The sequence below is a fragment of the Acetobacter oeni genome (assembly GCF_011516825.1).
GTDB lineage: Bacteria > Pseudomonadota > Alphaproteobacteria > Acetobacterales > Acetobacteraceae > Acetobacter > Acetobacter oeni.
In genome coordinates this window covers 19808-41418 of the sequence record NZ_WOTA01000013.1, presented here as the reverse complement: position 1 = coordinate 41418, position 21611 = coordinate 19808, and the positions used below count along the sequence as shown (strand labels likewise).

The following is a 21611-nucleotide window of genomic DNA, read 5'->3' as shown; positions in this document are numbered from 1 at the left end:
ACCCACCCGGAATGTCAGCGCCAGAATGGCCGGAAAAGACAGTCCTCGCGATCCCCGTAACCGCTTCCAGGCTGGTATTTTCAGGTCCTTTTCCACTACAAGAGGATCCGCTTCCCACCTGAAGAAAGCCCCGCGTCATCCCGTATGAGCACCATCGATGCCGCCTTCCTCGACGAACTCCGGGCCCGCACGCCGATCGCCCCCCTGATCGGTCGCCGCGTGAAGCTCAGCCGCTCAGGCCGGAACTGGAAAGGCTGCTGCCCTTTCCACGGCGAAAAAACGCCGTCTTTTTACGTCTATGACGACCACTACCACTGCTTCGGCTGCGGCGTGCATGGTGACGTCATCACCTTCGTCATGGAAACCGAGGGAAAATCTTTCCCGGACGCCGTCGAAAGCCTCGCCGCCGAGGCCGGTCTCGAAGTCCCGAAAGCCACCCCCCAGGCCCGCGCCCAGGCCGTCCGCGCCCGCACGCTCGGCGACGTGCTGGAAGCCGCGCAGCGCCTATGGAGCTACGCGCTCCACCAGCCCGAAGGCCGCACCGGCCTTGACTATCTCAGAAAACGCGGCCTGACCGACGAAACCATCGCCGCCTTCGGCCTCGGCTGGGCCAGCGACAAACGCGGCGCCCTCGTCTCAGCCCTCCGCGAACAGAACATCATGCCCGAAGCCCTCGCCGAAGCCGGCCTGATGAGCACTGATGAGGAAGGCCGCCCGAAAGGCGAACTCTTCTGGGGCCGCGTCACCTTCCCGATCCGCGACCGCCGGGGTGACCTCGTCTCCTTCGGTGGCCGCATCCTGGGCGACCGCCAGCCCAAATACCTCAACGGCCCCGAAACCGCGCTCTTCTCCAAGCGCCGACTCCTCTTCGGCCTCGACCGTGCCCGCGCCGCCATCCGCGCCCCACGCCCGAAAGGCGCTCCGCCCGTCGATGCCGTCGTCGTCGAAGGCTACATGGACGTCATCGCCCTGCATCAGGCCGGTTTCCCGGGCGCCGTCGCCCCGCTCGGCACCGCGCTGACCCCCGAACAGCTCGAAACCCTCTGGCAGGTGGCCCCGTCCCCCATCCTCTGCTTCGACGGCGACACCGCCGGTCGCCGCGCCGCCATCAAAGCCGCCGAAACCGCCCTCCCGCTGCTCTCTACCGAGCGCGGCCTGCGCTTCTGCATGCTCCCGGAGGGCGAAGACCCCGACAGCCTGAGCCGCACAAAAGGCCGTGTCGCCGTCGCGCAGCTCTTCGCCGGCGCCCGCCCGCTCGCCGATGTCCTGTTCGACCTCCTCGCCGAAGGCACCCCGCAGAATCCCACCCCCGAACAACGCGCCACCCTCCGCTCGCGTCTCGTCGAAGCCGCCGGGAAAATCGCCGACAAATCCCTCGCGGGCGAATACCGTTCCTCGCTGCTCGACCGTTTCTTCCAGACCTATCGCGGCCGGAAAGGCGGAAAACCCGGCAAAAACGGCAGCGCCTTCACCCCGCCCGCAGGCCCGGTAACGCCCGACGCCCCGCTCGACGGCACCGCCGCCAAACTCACCCTGCTGACTGGCCTGATCCTGCGTTATCCACGCCTGATCGGCAGCGTCGCGGACGCCTGGTGCCAGCTCGATCTTCCGCCCGGCCTCGCCGAACTTCGCAGCGCCGTTCTTGACGGCACCGCCTCCGGCACCATGTTCGATGACCATCCGGACGAAGACACCGTTTTCACCCGCATGATGGACATGCTCGGCCAGCAGGGCCTGCGGCCCCGCGCAGAAGCTCTGATTCGCACCGCCTGCATCAAAAAACCGGGCAAGCAGGTCGATGACGGTCTGATGGAGTCTCCGCCGGAAGTCCTGTGGTGGCACTTCTATGCCTCCGCCAACCGCGCCGCGTTCGAGGCCGATATTGCCCGCGATACGGAAGCCTGGACACGGGAGGGGCTGGACCCGGCGCAATGGGACAGATTGAAACTGCGTATCGAAGCCCTCGCTTCCCTCCGCCGCCTGGAAGACGGCTCCTACTGAAACAGCAAGGACGGGTCCGAATTCATGATACGGAAGGGAAACCGCGAACATCGCAAAAGCGTTCGGATAACCAGTGGTCCGGGTCTTGACTTCCGTCCCGCAATCGACCACCTCCACGCTACTTAATGTAAATCAGGTGTATAATTGTACTGCTTTCCACATCGGGGAAGCGGACACGAGGAGATATTCCGGAATGGCGACAAAGACTGCTGCCGGCGCTGCCGCAACCTCTGGCGATCAGGACGGCGACAACACTCTCCTCGATACACAGTCCGGAGCCGTCAAGCGCCTGATCGCCAAAGGTCGTGAACGGGGCTACATCACCTTCGACGAACTCAACACCGTTCTGCCGCAGGACCAGATGTCCTCCGAGCAGATCGAGGACGTCATGGCCGTTCTGTCGGAGATGGGCATCCAGGTCGTCGAGAACGAAGACAACGAAGACGCCGAAACCCCCGAAGAAAAAGCCGCCGACAGCGAGGACGAGGAAGAAGAGCCCGAAGCGGAAGCCGAAGCCGCTCCCGAAGGCACGCCGACCCGCGGCAATGTCAGCGAAAACGCCGGACGCACCGACGATCCCGTTCGCATGTATCTGCGCGAAATGGGCTCGGTCGAACTGCTGTCCCGCGAAGGCGAAATCGCCATCGCAAAGCGCATCGAGGCCGGCCGCGACGAAATGATCGGCGGCCTGTGCGAAAGCCCGCTGACCTTCCGCGCCATTATCTCCTGGCATGAACGCCTCAAAGTCGGCGATATGCTCCTGCGCGATATCGTCGATCTCGAAGCCATGCAGGCCGAAGCCAACGGCCCCGAAGGACTGCCAACGGACGCCGATGCGCCCGAAGGCGAAGAGTCGGAAACCGACGATGCCGAGGAAACCGAGGAAACCGAAGATACCGAAGGCGGAGAAGGCGAGGGGAGCGGCCTGTCGCTCTCCGCACTCGAAGAAAAGCTGAAACCCGATATCCTGGCCCAGTTCGACGAAATCGAGCCGCTCTACGACAAACTGCAGAAAATGCAGGACAAGCGCATCGAAGCGCTGGTCGCGGGCGAGGAAACGACGACCAAAATCGAAAACGCCTACCTCAAACTCCGCGCCGACCTGGTCGCCCGCGTCGAGCAGGTGCATCTGCACAATAACCGCATCGAGGAACTGGTCATGCAGCTCAAGGAGCTGTTCCAGAACCTCAATATGCTCGAAGGCCGCATGCTCCGCCTCGCGGAAAGCTGCAAGGTCTCGCGCGAAGACTTCCTTATCAAATACCGCCAGAACGAAATCGATCCGGGCTGGATGGACATGATCGCCACCCTCCCGGGGAAAGGCTGGAAGAACCTCGTCGCCAAACATACCGACACCATGGCCGATCTCCGCAGCCAGGTCGCCGATCTCGCCCAGGATACCGGCCTGTCAGTCGGCGAATTCCGCCGCGTTTATGCCACCGTCGCCCGTGGCGAGCGCGACTCCGCCCGCGCCAAGAAAGAAATGATCGAGGCCAACCTCCGCCTCGTGATCTCCATCGCGAAAAAATACACCAATCGCGGCCTGCAGTTCCTCGACCTCATCCAGGAAGGCAATATCGGCCTGATGAAGGCCGTCGATAAGTTCGAATACCGCCGGGGCTACAAGTTCTCGACCTATGCGACATGGTGGATCAGACAGGCCATTACCCGCTCGATCGCCGATCAGGCCCGCACCATCCGTATCCCCGTGCACATGATCGAAACGATCAACAAGCTGGTCCGCACCTCGCGGCAGATGCTGCATGAAATCGGACGCGAGCCCGCACCGGAAGAACTGGCGGAAAAGCTCGGTATGCCGCTGGAAAAGGTCCGCAAGGTCCTGAAAATCGCCAAGGAACCGATTTCCCTCGAAACCCCGATCGGTGACGAGGAAGACAGCCATCTCGGCGACTTCATCGAGGATAAGACCGCCGTCATCCCGCTCGACGCCGCGATCCAGACCAACCTGCGCGAAGCCACCACCCGCGTGCTCGCCTCGCTCACCCCGCGTGAAGAGCGCGTCCTCCGCATGCGCTTCGGCATCGGCATGAACACCGATCACACGCTGGAAGAAGTCGGACAGCAGTTCAACGTCACCCGCGAGCGTATCCGTCAGATCGAAGCAAAAGCCCTGCGCAAACTCAAACACCCGAGCCGCAGCCGTAAACTCCGGTCCTTCCTCGACGACAACTGAGAGAATGCCTGAAGCCACTACCCGGGCGATCGTGGACGTCACCTTCCTGGAGATGCTCCACCCGCCCGCCACGCCGGCGCCGCCACTCCCCGTCGGATGGAGCATCGCATACGAACCCCGTCCGACCGTGGCCCTTTATCGTGAACTCTACGATCGTGTCGGACGGGATTACTGCTGGTGGATGCGCCAGGTCCTGCCCGATAACGAGCTCGCGGCCCTTCTCGCCGAACCGGGCCGCCGCGTTTACCTTCTGAAAGAAGGCAAAAAACTCAGAGGTTTCTTCGAGCTGGAAACCCAGTTCCGGAACGTTCTCAATCTCGCCTATTTCGGCCTGCTCCCGGATGCCATCGGACGTGGTCTCGGAACCACCTTTCTGAGCAACGCCGTCAGCATCGCCTGGGCCTCCGGACCTGCCCGCGTCACCGTCAACACCTGCTCAGCCGACCATCCGCGCGCGCTGCCAGCCTATCTCAGGGTCGGTTTCCGCATCTGCAACGTCATCCGCGAAACCTGGGACATCCCCGATCGCCTGGGCCTCGTCGTCCCGCCGCCCCTGACACAGGCACGGCGACCATAAGGACGAACGTCCGGGCCTCTTCCGGGCAGATGCCGGCGCGATCGCTTTTCCGCCGCTCAGGTCTTTCCCGCCGGGCAGCACCCGTCGCCGCTTGCTTTCCTCCGCCATCCGTGCTTCATGCCGCATCTTCCCTGCCGGGCGCGCGGCATCGCTCCCGGCTATACCCGTCGCGCAATATGTCCCCGGATTCATATGCCGGAGACAGCGCACCATTCGCGGAACGGTTCGCAATGGTCTGGGTTGAAGCAATCCGGAGGGATACACAGTGCCCTTGTATGAAACCGTGCTGATCGCACGTAACGATATCAACCAGCAGCAGGTTGAAGCCATCGCCGAAGGTATCAAAACATACCTCGAAGGTGAGAACGGCTCCATCAAAAAGCAGGAATACTGGGGCCTTCGCTCCCTGGCCTACCGCATCAAGAAGAACCGCAAGGCGCATTACATGCTCCTCGGCCTCGATGCGACCGCGCCTGCTCTGAAGGAAGTCGAGCGTCAGCTCGCCCTGAACGAAGACGTCCTGCGCGTGCTCACCCTGCGCGTTGAGGAAATCGACGACACCCCGTCTCCGGTTCTGTCCCGCAAGGGCGATGACCGCGGCGATCGCGGTGATCGTGGCAATTTCCGTGGCCCGAAGCCTTCCGGCCGGTTCGAGAGCGGCCGTACACGCCGCTCTTATGACGATCGCGAGGAATATCGCGCTCGTGATGAAAACCCAGAGCCGAAAGCGGAGTAAGGTCACATGTCCGACACAACCGAAGTCAATCCGGCCGGCCGTCGCACCGCCGTCGGTGCGCGCCGTCCGTTCTACCGTCGCCGCAAGGCCTGCCCGTTCTCCGGCCCCAATGCGCCGAAGATCGACTACAAGGATGTCCGGCTGCTCAGCCGCTTCCTGTCCGAGCGCGGCAAGATCGTCCCGAGCCGTATCACCGCGGTATCCGCGAAGAAGCAGCGCGAGCTGGCCCAGGCCATCAAACGCGCCCGTTTCCTCGCCCTGCTGCCCTACGTCGTAGGCTGAGGAGAGGCATATCATGGCTGCTACAGAAGTAATCCTCCTTCAGCGCGTCGAACATCTGGGTCAGATGGGCGAACTCGTGAAGGTAAAGCCGGGTTATGCCCGTAACTTTCTCCTGCCACAGGGCAAGGCCATCCGCGCGAACGCCGCCAACCGCGAGCGTTTCGACCGTGAGCGCGCCCAGCTCGAGGCCACCAACATCAAGCGTCGCGAAGAGGCCGAGCGTCTCTCCGAGCGTATGGAAGGCCTCACCGTCGTCCTGATCCGTCAGGCCGGCGACGCAGGCAACCTTTACGGATCGGTGTCCACCCGCGACATCGCTCAGGCCACCACGGATGCCGGTCTCACCGTCACCCGGAGCCAGGTGTTCCTGCCGCATCCGATCAAAACCCTGGGTCTGTACGACGTCCGCGTCGATCTGCACCCGGAAGTCGCGATCCATGTGCGCGTCAACGTCGCCCGCTCCGCCGAAGAAGCCGAACGTCAGGCCAAAGGCGAAGTCATCGGCACAGAGGAAGACGAATACGAGCTTCCCGTTCCCGACGACGCGGAAGAAGGCACAGAGGCGGAAGCCCCTGCCGAAAGCGAAGCCGCCGTCTGACGGCAGCTTTACTTTCAGGTCTGCAAGAACCCCGGAAGACAATCTTCCGGGGTTTTTTTGTGCCCGCAACATCCCAGGGGATTTTCATCGCGCCAGCGTCAGCAAAGCATCCGGATCGACGCTCCGCTCCAGCGCCACAGCAATCCCGTCCGGCGCCGTATCCACGACCATGTCATGTCATGATCCACAGCATCACTCCGCACACCCAGCCACGCGAACGGACGAACATCTCCACGCCGCTCTTCTTTCCCCACATGAATTTCATAACTCGCGAACTCAGCCCCCGGCCCGGCCCCGGCCACCCGTTTCAGCACTTTCTGACCAGCCAAACCGGGTCTCAATATCCAGCAGCCTGAGCCCCGGGAACCGCTTCCGATTCTCCCTCAAGCCCCTCAGCGTCGGCAATCCGGCAGCCCGGCATCTGATTAACCGCCGCAAATCCCCGGTATCTGCCCGCCCTGCCGATGATGAGCCGGAATATCGATATCCCATCCCTCCCGACGCAAAAACTTCATGTCACTGACAACAGATTTTGAACCGGGGAGAATAATCAGCGCCGCATCGCGCGGAACAGGTGGTCCCGGCAGCACCATAACCACCTCAATCTCCGGCTCATTCTTCAGCGGATCAAGATCGTCGAAATTCGCGCTATGCGGCAGAAGAAGGCACGCCATCACACACCGGCGCCGCGATAAACCCGTGCCCCTTTCCAGAACAATCGCATCCCCGGCCGGAAGCCGCCGTGCCGCGCCCGGCCATGGCACAAGTCCCAGCCCCCTCCAGCCAGCACACGCTTTATAATCCCGGTCCGTTCAGATCAGGAAACCACAATATAAAATAACTCCGAAGTGTTTCGCGCCCGGACACCCTGCCCTAAAACGATGTCACCATTCGCAGATACAGATGAGGGCAGAGGATATTCATGAAAAAGCCGGTCGATTACGTCCTCGGAAAATTCATTTCATGCGGTTCTCTGGACGTCACCTACGCCGATGGCTCAACAGCGCACTACCACGGCGCCGAACCCGGTCCCCACGCCGCCATGCGCCTGACAACCGCCGCCGCCGAACGCAACCTGCTTCTCAATCCCGGGCTCGGTTTCGGCGAAGCCTACATGGACGGCACCATCATCCCCGAAGACTGCACCCTCTACGACCTGCTGCACGTCCTCATGCTCAACACCATGTCCGCCGGCCATATCGGCGAATCCCTCGCCGCCGCCGCCCGCTACCTCCGCCGTAAGAAAATCCAGTTCAACCCGGAATCCCGCTCCCGTAAAAACGTCGCCCACCATTACGATCTCGGTGAACCGCTCTACGATCTCTTTCTCGATAAAGACCGGCAGTATTCCTGCGCTTACTTCCGAACCGGCACCGAAACGCTCGACGAAGCTCAGGAAGCCAAAAAACACCACATCGCCGCGAAACTGCTCCTTAACCGCCCGAATCTCTCCGTGCTCGATATCGGGTGCGGCTGGGGAGGCATGGCCCTGACCCTCGCAAAGGAATACGACGCCACCGTCACCGGCATCACCCTCTCAGCCGAACAGCTCCGCATCGCCCGCGCCCGCGCCGAGGCCGCCGGTCTCTCACACCGTGTCCGCTTCGAACTGATGGACTACCGGAATGTCCTGACACGTTACGACCGCATCGTCTCCGTCGGTATGTTCGAACATGTCGGCATCGGCCACTACCAGACCTTCTTCGAAAAAGTCCGTGATACACTCACAGAAGACGGCATCGCCCTGATCCATTCCATCGGCCGTAACGACAGCCCCGGCACCACCAACCCGTGGATCGATAAATACATCTTCCCAGGCGGCTACTCGCCCAGCCTCAGCGAAACCTTCGCCGCCATCGAACCCACCGGTCTCTGGGTCACTGATTGTGAAATCCTTCGCCTTCATTACGCAAAAACCCTCGCCATCTGGCGCGACCGCTTCGCGAAAAACCGCGACAAAGCCAAAGCCCTCTACGACGAACGCTTCTGCCGCATGTTCGAGTTCTATCTCGCCGGCGCCGAACTCTCTTTTCTCGTCCAGGGCCACATGAACTTCCAGCTCCAGATCACCCGCTCCCAGAGCGCCGTCCCGCTCACCCGCGATTATATCACCGAAGCCGAAAACGGCCGTAAACCCCGGAGCCCGGAAGGGCAGGGGGAACAGCAATCCGTATAATCAGCGGTCTGCTTCCGGCCTCCCTGAAACAAAAAAGGGGGCGGCCCGAAGGCCACCCCCTTTTCAACTCTTAACACTGTCAGAGCCGCAGGACCCGAAAACGGCCGGTTCGTTCAGGAAAGAGAGACGTTGGCGGACGTCAGGTCCGCTTTGTCCGTCACGCCAGCCAGCGTCACGCTGGTGTTGCTGCTGATCGCCAGCGTCAGACCCGCAGAAGAAACCGTCGCGTTATCAAGGATGGTCGCAAAGCTGGACTGCGTCAGACCAAAGCCGGAGAGTTCCAGCTTATTGCTGGCGGCAGCAGTGAAGTCCTTGATGACATCGGTAGCACCGGCAGCACTTTTGATGATGTCAAAAGTGTTGGCACCGCCGGTTCCGCCCGTCATCGTCATGCTGCTGACAGCCTCGAACGTGTCCTTGCCCGTGCCACCCGTTGCAGTAAATACACCGTCGGAGTTGGAGTTGGCACTGATGAAGGTCATCGAACCTGTGCCAGTCTGATCCACTGACTGGTTGCCGGTTCCGCCCTGAACCGTTGAGCCGTTACCAAATGTATCGAGATGCAGAACAGCGCTCTGGTCCATCGTGCCAAAGCTGATGGAAACGGTCTGACCCTGAATGTAGTCAGTCCCCTGAATGGACCCCGTCACCGAGAAATTACCCCAGCCACCGCTGGTGAAACTGCCGCTGCTGTCCGTGGTGTAGTTAACCTCGGAATTGTCCAGAGCCCCGACAGTCACGCCCGTGCCGGTCGTGGTCAGCGTGTCTGAATTCAGCGTGGCAATCGTGCTGTTACGACCAACCGTTACGTTGGAATCGTCGATCTCGCTGGCGATGGTCTTGATGCCGGAATTGATCGTACCGTCTTTAAATACGTTAAAGACCGAATCAGAACCCGTCGTAACCGTGCCGGTGCAGTTCGAGAACTGTGACTTTGCGCCGGAATCGATCGTTCCGCTCGAATCGACATAGCTCGTGTAGGCGCCGGTCGTGAACGTGCCGGTCGAGTCCACAAACGTATTAAAGATGGCATTACCTGCATTAACCGTACCGTCAAAGTTAGTGACGGTATTGTCATAGCCGGAAATATTAATGGTGCTGCCATCGCTGCCAGAAGCATAGCTTACAGTAGTGTCATACCCGTTAAGCGTCACATCTGTCTGGCCAATAACATACAGTGAGTCATTGTTATAAGCGGACACGTTAGCAGCGCCGGCTCCGGTATTCAGAACAATATACTGATAACCGGACTGAAGAGTCGTGGAAGAAGACCCATTCAGGACGAGCGTTGTAAGCGTGTCATTTGTAGTCGTTACCATGTTAATACCTCAACGTATCAAAGACTGGTCCTGCATTCAGATGTAACATGCAGAATATTAAATAGTAAATATCGGCGAAGAAATTGTGATAATTAACTTTTGAGTAATGAAAAATTAACGGAATACATTAAAGATCGAAACGTTATATTTTCGTTAATACACAAAATCGACGCGATAAACGTAAGTATTCCTCCGCTTTCCCGGCCATCTCCGCGACTTCGCGCGGCCCGATCCGGCATGACTCCATTCCGAAAACCATAAAACGCTCTGCCAGTTACCGTCGCGGCCTCGCCGCCACAGAAACAACCGGAAAGACCATGCGCCGCAAACCGGCCTCGGAAGAGGGCAGGGCGGTCTTCCCTGCCTCAACGCCGCCATTCTGCTGCAACAGAAACGCCACAAGAGCCGCAGTATCTTCTTCCGACAGAGTCCCCGGCGCCATCAGAGGCATCGCCCTTCGAATGTAACTGCTGAGCTGCGACAGCGGCGCATCGCCCCAGTTCGTGACAAAGCGACCCCGCAGCGCCGGCACATCAAATGTTCCCTCCAGATGCGTCCCGTGGCACATCGCACACGCCGCTTTATAAAGCTCACCGCCGGCCTGAGCCTGCCCGACCGTATAAACCGGCAAAGCAGATATGCGTGAAGCTGGCATCGGACGCGCCTCTGACACGCCAGCGGAAACCACAAGCACAGCCATCGCCGCATAAAGGGACTTCGATGCCATCGGCCTCATCCCTTCACCGCCGGAAACCGATCGAACAGATCAGCAAAAATACCGATCGCACGCTCAGCTTCAGTCCGGTCCGGATGCTCAAACGAGTTTCCGACTCCCGTCATCTCACCAAGATGATCCAGATCAAAACCCTGCACCATTACCCCGTCAGACTTCGACAACATCGCAGCCCCCCGATAAGCGAGGCCATACGCAATGTCCGGCTGAGGCGGGAGCCAGGCCGTCTGGCCGCGCACCGGAATAAGGGACTGATCGTTCCACAGGTCCCGCGCCGCATAGCCGGGACAGTTAATAATCGTATGCTCAGGAATGGTTTTGAAATCCGCCGGCGTATGAAATTCCCTTATGACAACACGCCCCCCGGCCTGGAAAAATTCAGAGAGCAGCAAATGTCCATATGCCCCGAAATTATAAATCATCAGTGAATGTCGACGAACCTGTAGTCCCGGAAAGGGATTGTCGCTTCCCGATATCGGAACAGCCGCCGGAATAATGTCCTTTATCCGCTCCGGCCAGGCCGCGAATTCCGCGCTCTGCTGCGGCCGGCCCGTGGATGCAAATGTCGGCTGACCAGGATCGACCCCTTCCTCCGGACGCGCCTGAGAGGGCAGGTCGGACAGGGAATAATTATCCAGAAACATAATCGGATTCCCCGGCTGCCCGAGATAATCGCGATAAGTCGCCCAGGAATAACGCGCCATCTGCTCCCATAAATCCGGAAATTGCGGGCCGGCCTGCTCCGTCAGCGCAATACGGGAGTCCGGCGTCCAGCTTCCGTTCGCCCGCACCGAACGCGTGTGCGGCAGAAGATCACGTGTGTAAATCGTCACCTCAAAACCGGCACGTTGCGCGATAAGTGCAGACGTCAGACCGATAATTCCACAGCCAACCACAGCCAGCTTTTTCTGCTGCGTCGTCGCGGCGTTGCCAACGGCAATGTTCGCGGAGCCCCAGGACAGCGACCAGCCGCTCCCGCCATGCCCGTAATTGTGAATGACAACCTTGTCGCCAAAGCGTTCCGCATCAAGACGCGGACCCGCCGCACGAAACGGGCGCAGACAAACCTTAATGTCAGTGATCTGATCCGCCCGTGCCCGAAAGGAACGAAGATGTGCCGCAGTCACAGCCTGCCCCGGCAACTCCGCCGTAGCCGCCGCCGGAGAAATCCACCGCCTCGTGGAATAACCGGCAAAGCTGCCAAAAGCCGCCCCGCCGATGAACATCTCTCTGCGCTTCATTCTTTTCCCTGACTGCAACACTTCCGAAACGGACGGCCCGGACCGCCCGGATCATATAAATAAAAACAACCTGAAAATATTACTATGGCTCAGAGCACGACATCCGGGTCACGCGGCAGTACACCACCATGACATCACAATAAAACTTCATGCGGCAGCCCGAAAATCTCGACCTGATCGAAATGAAGACAGGTGTGACTCAGGATCGTGATCCGCACATGGCGTCCGGTCACAGTCTGAGCCGGTACCCACCGATAAGGATCGCCATCCCGACCCCCTGGCGGCACGCCCCCAAAGTCATGCCTGTGAACCTCGGAAAAATTCACCCCGTCATCCGATACGGCAACCGAAACAGCATTGCACCGCATCGCAATCACATGATGATCGGTTCTGTTGTATATTCTGACTTCATTGATATCAAAAAGACCGCCAAGATCCGTCTGCCACCACGGATTGTCCTCAATAGCCGTGTGACACTGATAACTTCCGGTCAGATACCCGCTGAGAACACCCTCCGGCGTCCGGGTCCTGCCCTCATCCTCATGATAAACGGAACTCTGCGAGGCGCTGCTGCCCCGGGACAGGTTGTTGCCGAAACTTTCATCTCTCAGAACAGACGGATTCACCGTCCGGCTCATATCCGGAATGGCAGTCGCAGTTAAAGCGCCGCTCCCGAATTTATCGATACAGGATAAAAGCGACCGGCCAAACGCCTCCACATCCCTGATTTTGCAAAGCAGCGCAAAATAATAAGATCTGCCAAGCTGAACCAGATCATTACTGAACAGATGCAGTGTTCTGTTTGAACCGGACGCATCCAGAAGCAACTGATTGCTCGATGCATGGCAATCCCGATTTATCAGGATAATGTCTTTCGAACCGAAAAAATTGCAAAGGTGAAAAGACGAGCTGGAAAAACCGGCAAACTTCCTGTGCCCCGCCCAGAATTTCAGCTGATCGTCAAAAGACAGCTCCTCGGGCGCCACGCATTTCACACCGTTCTTTTCCAGAAACCCGCAGAGTTCCTCTTCATTCTCGATATATAAAACTCCACTCTGCATCTTATGCTTCGTGATATAAACAAAAGAATCATCAACCGGACCACCGACCGAAAAAATCTCCCGCACCGACCTGTTATAGGCCTCACTGACAGAGTAATTCTCATTCAGCGAAGGCTCTGCAATATAAACCGACGCAAAAACACACGGCCCCTCAACACAAAGAAACCGATCCGCGGTCAGCCCCAGCCCGGAAAATATTTTCGCTATGAATTCCTGCTTAAACAGTTCCTCAGCCGGCGCCCCGGAATAAGCGATCCTGACATGCGGCGGCACCCGATGCAGCGCCCATATCCGACTGAGCGCACTCAGAATAAAATGCCCGAATTGCCCGACAATTTCCCCAAGCCAGAAACAGTCTTCCTCTATGCGCCGCGCAATGCGGACATTCACCGTCGCCGTAGCCCCGGCGCCAAGAAGCTGATAACCGTCAGCCCCCCTGAAAAACGCAGAATCTGAAATGATCTGGCCGTTTTCCTTATACAGCGCCGCCCCGTTCATGACCGCGTTTTTATATAACCCGAAACCCGGATCCGAACCCGTCTGACCAGCATACCCATAAAGCCTGGTCGTTTTCATGAGCGACATAATCTGTTTCCTGGCCACTAAAATCGAGACTGATCTTCCATCACGATACACCTGATGGCACGCTGCCTCTTCACCCGGCTTTTTATGTTCCATATCCGCATTGCCCGCGCCATGAAAGGCAGTCGCCGCCGACACAAAATGCGATTACGGAGACCCCGTCTCATGAAAGAGTTTCCCGTCTCAAAAGTGTATCGTCTGCTGGAGCCGGGACCGGTCGTCCTGGTCACAACCCGGGCACGAAACGGCACGCCGGATATCATGACAATGGGATTCCACATGGTCATCCGGCACGACAGCCCGCCGCTGCTCGGCTGCATCATCGGCCCCTGGGATCACAGCTATACTGCCCTGCGGGACACCGGAGAGTGTGTCATCGCCATCCCCGGCGCCGATCTGGCGGAAATAATGGTCGATATCGGCAACTGCTCAGGACGGGATACCGACAAATTCGCCCGCTTCGGTTTCACACAGTCACCGGCAAAAACCGTCAGCGCCCCGCTGACGGAAAACTGCCTCGCCAATATCGAATGTCGCGTCGCCGACACCACGATGGTCGACCGTCTCAGCCTCTGGATACTCGAACCCCAGGCCGCCTGGATCAACCCGGACCGCCCCGAACAGCGCACCCTTCACCATCGCGGCGACGGCACCTTCACGATCGACGGCCCGGTCATCAGCCTCAGGGAGCGCATGGTCCTCTGGAAACAGTTCCAGGACTGAACCCGGAAAACCCACCTCACTCTCCGGCGCGGAGCATCCCCCGCGCCGAGCCGAAGCGCCATATCAGATGCGCCACCGCCATAAGAACCGGCCCGACAAACAGCCCGACCAGCCCCCAGGTCTCCAGCCCGCCCAGTATCCCCAGCAGAACCCACACAAACGGCAGCCGGATCGATCCGCCAATCAGCACCGGACGGATAAAATGGTCCGCCAGAAACAGAACCAGCAGCCCGAACACGCCAACAGCCACAGCCGCCCCGACACTGCCCTTCATCAGAATCAGCAGAACCGCAATCGCCACGGCAAATCCGCCCAGCATCGGAATCATCGAGGCCACGGCAGTCAGAATCCCCAGCAGCAGTGGCTGAGGCGCCCCGGCGATCACGTAGGAAATCCCGATCAGAACGCCTTCGCCCAGACCCACCAGCACAAGCCCCGCCATCGACCCGCGCACCGCGCCGACAATCTGCTTCAGCACCATCTCGCCCCGCACGCCGAACAGCCGGTCCGTCAGAACCGTAATCCGTCCCGATACTTCACGCCCGGACCGCAGCAGAAAAAACAGCACCAGTAACGAAAACATCAGCAGAACAGTGCCATTCGCGGCGCCATGCCCGATCTGCTCCACCGTCCCGAGCGCCTGTTCCGGCTTCAGACGATGCATCAGATCCTGCACACCCGACGGGTCAGCCAGATTGGCCTGCCACCACCGCTGCGCCTGAGCCTGTTCGTAAGGCAGTTCTCCCAGCCATGCCGGCGCGGGAATCCCGTCCTGACGCGCCTGCTGAAACCATTGCGTCGCGTCATGCGTCTCCTTCGCGACCTCCGTGCCGATCAGAAGAACCGGCGCCGCAAAAGCCAGCCCGATCGCTACAACCACACCCGCCGGAATCAACGTATCGGCATGACGCGACGCCCAGTGCGCCCGCACCCGCCTCACAAGCGGCCAGCAGACAATCGCCAGAATGCCGCCCCAGGCGACCGCCTCCCGGAACCGCCCGAGCGTGTAAAGCGTCAGCACCGCCACCAGAATGGCAAGAACACCCTGCGCCCGGGCCTGAAAGCGCCTCCGGGGCGGCCTGACCGGATGACCGGTCGCGTCGCGTGTCTCGGAAAACGACCCCTCGCGGGAAACAGTATCGTCGTGCATATGACCTTCAGAACAAGGGAAGAAAAAACCGGCACCTCTCGCCAGTCATAACCCATGCGAACAGAACCGCCACCTTTCATCACAAAGGCGGGCAGGGGACTTCACACCGGATATTTCCACCCAAACGCTCCGGAGGGGGCGATCGTTTCAGTTTTACCGGTCAGCCACAGCAACGCCAGTCCCAACTCAGCGCGAAAGAGCCGGAATCACCGAAAGAAAATAATCCACCGCCGGCGGAATGGCCGCAACAGGCGTCCGCTCGTTCAGCCCGTGCGAGAAATTCTCCGACAGCCTGATAAACAGCGGGCTCGCGCCATAGGACGGCACGCCATGCCCGCGAAACCACATACTGTCCGTCGCCCCGGATTTCATCGCGGGCACAACCGGCAGCCCCGGATAAATCCCATCAATCGCCTGTGTGATCGCCCCGACAATATCCGGACGCATCGGAGACGCCGCCGTCGCAATCGAGCCCGCCGTCACATTCGCAACATGCACCTCCGGGTCGGCCACCACCTTCTCCAGTTCCGCCATGATCGCTTCTTTGGAATGACCCGGAAAAATGCGGCAGTTGATATTGGCCACCGCCCGCTGAGGCAGCGCGTTGAGCGCATGCCCGCCCTCAATCATCGTCACAACGCAAGTCGTCGCAATCCGCCCCGCCATCGCCGGATCGGCCGCCAGCGTCGCAAACGCCTTCCGGTCGGAAGGATCAGCCGCAAACGCCTTCATCGCCGCCCCCGATTTCTCCGGCTCCAGCTTCGCCGCTTCCTGAAAATACGCGCGCGTAATGTCGTTCAGCTCAGGCCTGAAGTGATAATTCTGAATCCGCAAAAGCGCGGCGGAAAGCCGGTCAATCGCATTATCCGCGCGCGGCTCGGAAGAATGACCACCCGCATTCGTGACCGTCAGCTGATAATCCGCATAGGTCTTCTCAGCCCCGGCCCAGGTGAAATACTCCGGCCTGCCGGTCCGCTCGCTGAGCACGCCGCCACTGCCGTCAATATTGATGACCGCCTCAGCCCCCGCCAGCCGGTCGCCAAGCGCCGCCCCCGTCCGCATCTCCGTTTCCTCATCGCCGGAAAACGCCAGCACAACAGTCCGTCGGGGCCGGTAACCCTGCCGCTTCAGCTCCAGCACGGACGCAATCAGCAACGTGTCATCCAGCTTCATGTCCGTCGCCCCGCGCCCGAACAGATAACCATCCTCCACAACCGGCGTGAACGGATCGCGCTTCCAGTCGGCCGGCTTCGCCTCCACCACATCCATATGCCCGAGAAACACCAGCGGCTTCAGAGACGGATCGCTCCCCGGCCACGTCGCCGTCATGTAAACCGTTCCGCCAGACGGCGTAATCTCAATATCCTTCGCCCGAAACCCGCCCGTCAGAAGCGCCGAACGAAACAGCGCCGCCACATCCGCCGTTCTGTTTCCGTCACCCGCGACCGACCGCAACGCAATCGCCTTCTTCGCCAGATCAAGCGCCTGATCGTCAGCCTGCTGATGCATCACCACACCAGCGCGTGCCTCCGGTAAAACCGGAAACGACAGCGCAGCCAGAGTGACCAGAGACAGAATCTTACGCATCAGCCAGTAACTTCCCCGATATGTCCCTCCGGCTGGCAGAGCACGAACAGAGGCAGCCGGAAAACAGTTTCATATCAGAAACGAAGGAAAAATAAATGGGGCAGCCAGCACGCCTCTTTCTGAACATAGCCGTTCGGAAAACATCCTGTGACCAGAAAACCGGATCAAAACGGCCTGCCTTTCCGGACGGACAAAACCGTTCATGGCACTCATCGAAGAAGATTACTGAAAAGTTCTCATATTCTCCGCAGCGCGCAGGGGGAAAAATCCGGTCGCCTCATGCCCCGAAACCGCCGCACCGCCAGCCAGAGCCAGGCTGTCTCCAGGACCGGACCAGTCTGCAAACTCACCGGAAAATGCCTGGTCGTTCATAAAATACGCAGCGATCATGACCCGCACCGATCCCAAATAATCGGGTAACAGCCAGAACAGATCTTCCACTTCCCGAACCCAGCTCCCGCTCTCAACCCGCCCCGCTCTCAGGCTGCCCCGACACTCCGCCGCGCAACAGCATCCGCCAGCGCCGTGACAACTACCGCCGCCGAATATTTCTCCCGGACAAATTGAAGCCCCGCGCGAGCCGCAGCCTCACACATCCCGCGCTCCTCATGCACCCGCACAATCAGCCGCGCCACCGCCGCAGCGTCCTGCCCGACCAGCTCTGCCAGCTCACCCGAAAGATTCAGCCCCTCAGCCGCCACCGGCGTCATCACACAGGGAACCCCTGCCGCCAGGCACTCCAGAACCTTGCCCTTCACACCCGCTCCAAATCGCAACGGCGCCACCCCGACCCGAACCTGACCCAGCAGCCCCGCCAGATCAGGCACATGCCCGGGCACCCGCACCCTCTCGCCCGTCAGTCCGCGCAAGGTGTCCGGCATCCCGCTGCCCGCCAGCACACATTCAATCCACGGAGCTTCACACCACACCAGCGGCATGATCTCCTCAACAAGCCACCGTACCGCATCCACATTCGGCGCGTGACTGTAATCGCCAAAAAACACAACGCCCCGCCGATCCTCAAACCCCGGCACGACCGCCGCCGTCTCCACCGCCCAGGGCACACACCGCACATCCGCCTCGGGAACCGCCCGCCGCAGAATCTCCGCCTCCACGGACGAGTGCGTCAGAACCACGTCCGCCGACCACGCCGCCGTACATTCCGCCAGCCTGACACGTCTCGCCTGCGCCAGAAGTTCGGGGCGCTCCTGAACCTCACCCTGGCGCTGCAAACGCAGATAATGCAGATCCGCCACCGAATAAACCATCCGCGCCCCCGGCTGAAGCTGCCGCGCCAGCGCCAGGTAGCGCGTCGCAACGCTCTCCCGATGCAGATAGACCAGATCGAAACTTCCCTCCTGACGCCGCAGAACATCCTCAACCGAGGCATCGAACGGCGCCCGGAAAACCGTCACGCCCTCTGCCCGCAACGCCTCTGCGTCAACACCATCCCGGTCCATCTCATCCGCCGCCGCAAAACTGACGGCATAGCCCAGAGACAGCAACACCCGCATATGCGACAGTACAGCACACGATCCCGCATCCCGCGCCACCGCAGGCAGCCGGCTGTCAATCACAAGTGCCCGCTTCGCCATCACCGGCGCGCCATCCGGCAACCCGGCAAGCCGTAACCGCCGCTCCCGCTCCCGATCCGAACGCCCGGATAAACGATCCGCCCGTTGCCGCGCCACCCGATCCGCCTGGGTCAGCAGAAACGACAACACCCGCTCCTGATCTTCCACACTCCGCAGAGACGTCACCGCCCGTTCCAGAGCCTCTTCCAGCGCCGGATCGAAACTGTCCGCCACCTCCAGAACGGCCGGACTGCCCGGCAGCAATGCCCCGTCCGCCTCGCGCCGGACCTCGATCACATGCCGCGTCAGTGGCGAGAGCGGCACCGGCAGCATCATATCGAAGCCACACTGCCCGGTGCCGAACCCGGCCTGCGCCACATCCGGACGCCGCCCGTTCGCCACAATCCGCGCCAGCACCGCGCCATTATCCAGAATCTGCAACGCCACCGGCGCGTCGTCGCTCTGCCCCTCACGCGCCCAGCCCGCGATCCGGTCCCAGGTCACGATATCCAGATGACCGCTCAGCGCGTCCCGGGCCGCCGCCTCTCCGTCAACGTCAATAACCCATGGGGTATGTCCAAGCGCCTCGCCACCGGAGACAGAACGCACCTCAATGACATGACGTTCAGACGGCGAAAGCCCCCCCGGGATATCAAACGAAAACCCGCACATAACCCCGAGGTCCGGACGAGACCGGTCAGCCACGACCTCCCCGAGCACGACCCCCCGGTCCAGAACCTGCAACCGGACCGGGGCCGCGTCGCTCTCCGCCCGCGCCCAGCCCGTAATCCGATACCGCTCAGCCGCATCGACAAAACCCGTGACCCGCACCGCTCCACCCTCAGACACCGGACCGGAAGTCAGACACGCAAGACCATTGCCGGAAACCTTAGCCCGCCATCCGCATTACAACCCCGGAACGCTCATTCTGAACGCCGGACGACGCTTCCAGCAGCACCGCACCAGCCAGATTCCCGTCAATATCCAGGATCCATGGTGTATTCCCAAGCGCCTGCGCCCCGGAAGCGACCCGCCGCACTTCAATCACATGGCGCTCAAGCGGCGACAAACCGCCGGACACCTCAAAACAGAACCCGCATCTCGCCCCCAGATCCGGCCGTGCACGGTTCGCAACAACCTCGCCGATCGTCACCCCCCGATCCAGAATCTGAAGCCGCACCGGAGCCGTATCGCCATCGACCCGCGCCCAGCCTGTAATCCGATGCCGTTCAACCGCATCGACATACCCCGAAACCGAAACAGCCCCGGCCTCGCTCCCATCCGCCAGACCACGATTCAGACGCGCCCGGATCGCAGCCAGAGCCTCACCCTCTTCAACACGCGGCGCACAATACATCGCCGGCGCCCCGACAGCCTCCGGATAAAGCCCGTCATACTCACCGGCATTGTGGAACATGCCCCGCGACCCGTCATCCACGAAACTCTCCGATGCCGTGCCCTCGGCAATCAGAATATCATGACTTTCCAGTTCAACGTGGAAATACGCCACCTCATCAATCTGTTCCGCCTGAACGATCGTCCGCCCGTTCACCAGCGCCAGTGCCGGAACCAGAACCCCGTCCAGATACATCGCATGCAGCGGCGAGACCGAAAGATCCCGACGCGGCAGCTCGTCTCCCAGCGCGCCCGCCCGGATCACCACCGGCAGAATATCCCGGTTCCCCGCCGCGAACTGACGCGCATACCGCCGCCGCCCGATCCACCGGATCGCCCTGGCCTCGCCCGCAAGTGTCATCACCCGGTCCCCGATCCGAAGATCTTCAACCGCAACCTCGCCTGCATCCGTCAGGATCAGAGTCCCCCGGCAGTAGCAGGGCGTCCCGTCTACCGTAATCAGCGTCCCGCCATCACCGGAGGACGAAATGTGGAAGTATTCCTGCGTGTAATCACCCGAAAGATCAGCCTGCCAGCTCACCGCACCCGCCGTGACAGTCAGAACATCCCCGGAGAGAGATGCCGTCGCCGTCGCATCCGCCACGTCGATCGCACCGCCACTCATCAGCGTAATGCCGTCATAGCCACCGCCGGCAGAGTCAACGATAAGCGTTCCGCCCGATGACACCGTCACCTGCGCCCCGTCCTCAACCGTCGCATCCACCAGAGTGCCGCCCGAAAGTATCCCGGCACTCATCGCGCTGCCCGACACCACCACGCCGCTGACCACGCCTGATGCCGACGAAACGAGAACGCCCCCCGAGTAAATCAGAACGTCCGCCGCACTGCCCGCCGACCCGGTCGACGTTCCGTAAGCCGAGCCTCCCGGCTCCAGATTCAGAGTGCCGTCCGGCATCACCGCAACATTGCTGGTCACACCGCCGGACTCGACGGTCTCAATCCCGCCCGAAGAAATGACCACGTCACTGGCCAGCGCACCCGGACGGACTGTCAGACTTCCACCGGAACCGATCACCGTATTCCCGGCCACAGCGCCTGACATCACCGCGACATACCCGCCGGCACTGACCGCAATACCGGTCGTCGTCGTTCCTGCCGCCAGCGCAACATATCCGCCCGAACTGACAGTAACATCGCTCGCCACGGCACCGGCGCCTATGGTGGCTTCACCCCCGGAGGAAACAGTGACCCCGTTCGCCACGCCGAACACATCCTGAGCACCACCGGATTCAACCGTCGTGCCGGACGCCGCGCCAAATACAAACTGAGTAGTATCAGCACCAATAGTCGTGCCCGTCACCACGCCGCCCGCGCTCACAAACTCAAACGTGTCAGCGAAACCCGTAGCCGACAGAACCGTGCCCGTCGCCAAACCGCCCGACAGTACCGTATCCGTCGCGTCCGTATTCTGAAGCCCGGACATCGCACCGCCCGAAGAGACCGTCACCGTGGCACCGTCTTCAGCCGTCGCGCTCACCAGACTGCCGCCCGACAGCACCACGGCGCTCATCGCACTGCCCGACAGAACCGCTCCGCTCAGTACACCGGCCGCCGAGGAGACAAGAACGCCACTGGAATAGATCAGCACGCCGGAAGAAATAGCAGACGACACGATAAGTGACTCCTTCAGAGCACATCCGGGCAGGAGAAAGAAAACGCGA

At 60.7% G+C, this 21611-nt stretch carries 19 protein-coding genes; 8 read left to right on the top strand and 11 right to left on the bottom strand.

What is annotated here, in order from left to right:
* Positions 1-144 precede the first annotated feature (144 nt).
* From dnaG to rplI, 6 genes are all read left to right on the top strand, one after another.
* On the top strand, positions 145-2001 hold the full coding sequence (dnaG, locus tag GOB90_RS10050) for a DNA primase (RefSeq protein WP_146888487.1): 1857 nt from the start codon (positions 145-147) through the stop codon (positions 1999-2001).
* A 193-nt stretch (positions 2002-2194) separates the two neighbouring features.
* A complete protein-coding gene (rpoD, locus tag GOB90_RS10045; RefSeq protein ID WP_146888490.1) occupies positions 2195-4195 on the top strand; it encodes an RNA polymerase sigma factor RpoD in 2001 nt (666 codons plus the stop codon).
* Between the two features lie 4 nt (positions 4196-4199).
* Entirely contained in the window at positions 4200-4772 is a 573-nt protein-coding gene (locus GOB90_RS10040; protein WP_146888493.1) for a GNAT family N-acetyltransferase, read from the top strand.
* Positions 4773-5037: 265 nt separating this feature from the next.
* Positions 5038-5508, top strand: coding sequence for a 30S ribosomal protein S6 (gene rpsF / locus GOB90_RS10035; protein ID WP_146888496.1), 471 nt, complete (start codon positions 5038-5040; stop codon positions 5506-5508).
* A 6-nt stretch (positions 5509-5514) separates the two neighbouring features.
* Positions 5515-5790: a 30S ribosomal protein S18 gene (rpsR, locus tag GOB90_RS10030; protein WP_146888499.1), complete on the top strand. Its 276-nt coding sequence runs from the start codon at positions 5515-5517 to the stop codon at positions 5788-5790.
* A gap of 13 nt (positions 5791-5803) precedes the next feature.
* Complete coding sequence (gene rplI / locus GOB90_RS10025; RefSeq protein WP_146888502.1) at positions 5804-6388, top strand: 50S ribosomal protein L9; 585 nt, start codon at positions 5804-5806, stop codon at positions 6386-6388.
* A gap of 98 nt (positions 6389-6486) precedes the next feature.
* Here rplI and GOB90_RS10020 read toward each other — a convergent pair whose 3' ends face one another.
* Positions 6487-6717, bottom strand: coding sequence for a hypothetical protein (locus GOB90_RS10020; protein WP_146888505.1), 231 nt, complete (start codon positions 6715-6717; stop codon positions 6487-6489).
* Between the two features lie 96 nt (positions 6718-6813).
* Positions 6814-7152 carry a cobyric acid synthase gene (locus GOB90_RS10015; protein WP_173572030.1) on the bottom strand — a complete coding sequence of 113 codons (339 nt, stop codon included), beginning with the start codon at positions 7150-7152 and terminating at the stop codon, positions 6814-6816.
* A 158-nt stretch (positions 7153-7310) separates the two neighbouring features.
* On the opposite strand from GOB90_RS10015, the gene GOB90_RS10010 reads away from it, so the two are divergent.
* On the top strand, positions 7311-8564 hold the full coding sequence (locus GOB90_RS10010) for an SAM-dependent methyltransferase (RefSeq protein ID WP_146888511.1): 1254 nt from the start codon (positions 7311-7313) through the stop codon (positions 8562-8564).
* 113 nt (positions 8565-8677) lie between these two features.
* Here GOB90_RS10010 and GOB90_RS10005 read toward each other — a convergent pair whose 3' ends face one another.
* From GOB90_RS10005 to GOB90_RS09990, 4 genes are all read right to left on the bottom strand, one after another.
* On the bottom strand, positions 8678-9883 hold the full coding sequence (locus GOB90_RS10005; RefSeq protein ID WP_146888514.1) for a hypothetical protein: 1206 nt from the start codon (positions 9881-9883) through the stop codon (positions 8678-8680).
* 274 nt (positions 9884-10157) lie between these two features.
* A complete protein-coding gene (locus tag GOB90_RS10000; protein ID WP_173572029.1) occupies positions 10158-10610 on the bottom strand; it encodes a c-type cytochrome in 453 nt (150 codons plus the stop codon).
* Between the two features lie 5 nt (positions 10611-10615).
* Positions 10616-11857, bottom strand: a complete 1242-nt coding sequence (locus GOB90_RS09995; RefSeq protein WP_146888520.1) for an FAD-dependent oxidoreductase — start codon at positions 11855-11857, stop codon at positions 10616-10618.
* Between the two features lie 134 nt (positions 11858-11991).
* On the bottom strand, positions 11992-13503 hold the full coding sequence (locus GOB90_RS09990; protein ID WP_173572028.1) for a discoidin domain-containing protein: 1512 nt from the start codon (positions 13501-13503) through the stop codon (positions 11992-11994).
* Positions 13504-13665: 162 nt separating this feature from the next.
* On the opposite strand from GOB90_RS09990, the gene GOB90_RS09985 reads away from it, so the two are divergent.
* Positions 13666-14223: a flavin reductase family protein gene (locus GOB90_RS09985; RefSeq protein ID WP_146888526.1), complete on the top strand. Its 558-nt coding sequence runs from the start codon at positions 13666-13668 to the stop codon at positions 14221-14223.
* A 16-nt stretch (positions 14224-14239) separates the two neighbouring features.
* Here the strand turns inward: GOB90_RS09985 and GOB90_RS09980 are convergent, their stop codons facing one another.
* From GOB90_RS09980 to GOB90_RS09960, 5 genes are all read right to left on the bottom strand, one after another.
* Positions 14240-15373 (bottom strand): AI-2E family transporter, encoded by a 1134-nt coding sequence (locus tag GOB90_RS09980; RefSeq protein WP_146888529.1) that lies wholly within the window; start codon positions 15371-15373, stop codon positions 14240-14242.
* 186 nt (positions 15374-15559) lie between these two features.
* Positions 15560-16960, bottom strand: a complete 1401-nt coding sequence (locus tag GOB90_RS09975; RefSeq protein WP_146888532.1) for a M20/M25/M40 family metallo-hydrolase — start codon at positions 16958-16960, stop codon at positions 15560-15562.
* 222 nt (positions 16961-17182) lie between these two features.
* On the bottom strand, positions 17183-17401 hold the full coding sequence (locus tag GOB90_RS09970; RefSeq protein ID WP_146888535.1) for a hypothetical protein: 219 nt from the start codon (positions 17399-17401) through the stop codon (positions 17183-17185).
* Between the two features lie 38 nt (positions 17402-17439).
* Complete coding sequence (locus tag GOB90_RS19665; protein ID WP_146888538.1) at positions 17440-19365, bottom strand: glycosyltransferase; 1926 nt, start codon at positions 19363-19365, stop codon at positions 17440-17442.
* 58 nt (positions 19366-19423) lie between these two features.
* Positions 19424-21562, bottom strand: coding sequence for a Hint domain-containing protein (locus tag GOB90_RS09960; RefSeq protein ID WP_146888541.1), 2139 nt, complete (start codon positions 21560-21562; stop codon positions 19424-19426).
* Positions 21563-21611: the final 49 nt, after the last annotated feature.

Coding starts and splice junctions, on each gene's coding strand:
- GOB90_RS09990 (WP_173572028.1), bottom strand. CDS start 13,503: ATGTCGCTCATGAAAACGACCAGGCTTTATGGGTATGCTGGTCAGACG.
- rplI (WP_146888502.1), top strand. CDS start 5,804: ATGGCTGCTACAGAAGTAATCCTCCTTCAGCGCGTCGAACATCTGGGT.
- GOB90_RS10005 (WP_146888514.1), bottom strand. CDS start 9,883: ATGGTAACGACTACAAATGACACGCTTACAACGCTCGTCCTGAATGGG.
- GOB90_RS10040 (WP_146888493.1), top strand. CDS start 4,200: ATGCCTGAAGCCACTACCCGGGCGATCGTGGACGTCACCTTCCTGGAG.
- GOB90_RS09980 (WP_146888529.1), bottom strand. CDS start 15,373: ATGCACGACGATACTGTTTCCCGCGAGGGGTCGTTTTCCGAGACACGC.
- GOB90_RS10010 (WP_146888511.1), top strand. CDS start 7,311: ATGAAAAAGCCGGTCGATTACGTCCTCGGAAAATTCATTTCATGCGGT.
- dnaG (WP_146888487.1), top strand. CDS start 145: ATGAGCACCATCGATGCCGCCTTCCTCGACGAACTCCGGGCCCGCACG.
- rpsR (WP_146888499.1), top strand. CDS start 5,515: ATGTCCGACACAACCGAAGTCAATCCGGCCGGCCGTCGCACCGCCGTC.
- GOB90_RS10000 (WP_173572029.1), bottom strand. CDS start 10,610: ATGGCATCGAAGTCCCTTTATGCGGCGATGGCTGTGCTTGTGGTTTCC.
- GOB90_RS09995 (WP_146888520.1), bottom strand. CDS start 11,857: ATGAAGCGCAGAGAGATGTTCATCGGCGGGGCGGCTTTTGGCAGCTTT.
- rpoD (WP_146888490.1), top strand. CDS start 2,195: ATGGCGACAAAGACTGCTGCCGGCGCTGCCGCAACCTCTGGCGATCAG.
- GOB90_RS09985 (WP_146888526.1), top strand. CDS start 13,666: ATGAAAGAGTTTCCCGTCTCAAAAGTGTATCGTCTGCTGGAGCCGGGA.
- GOB90_RS09975 (WP_146888532.1), bottom strand. CDS start 16,960: ATGCGTAAGATTCTGTCTCTGGTCACTCTGGCTGCGCTGTCGTTTCCG.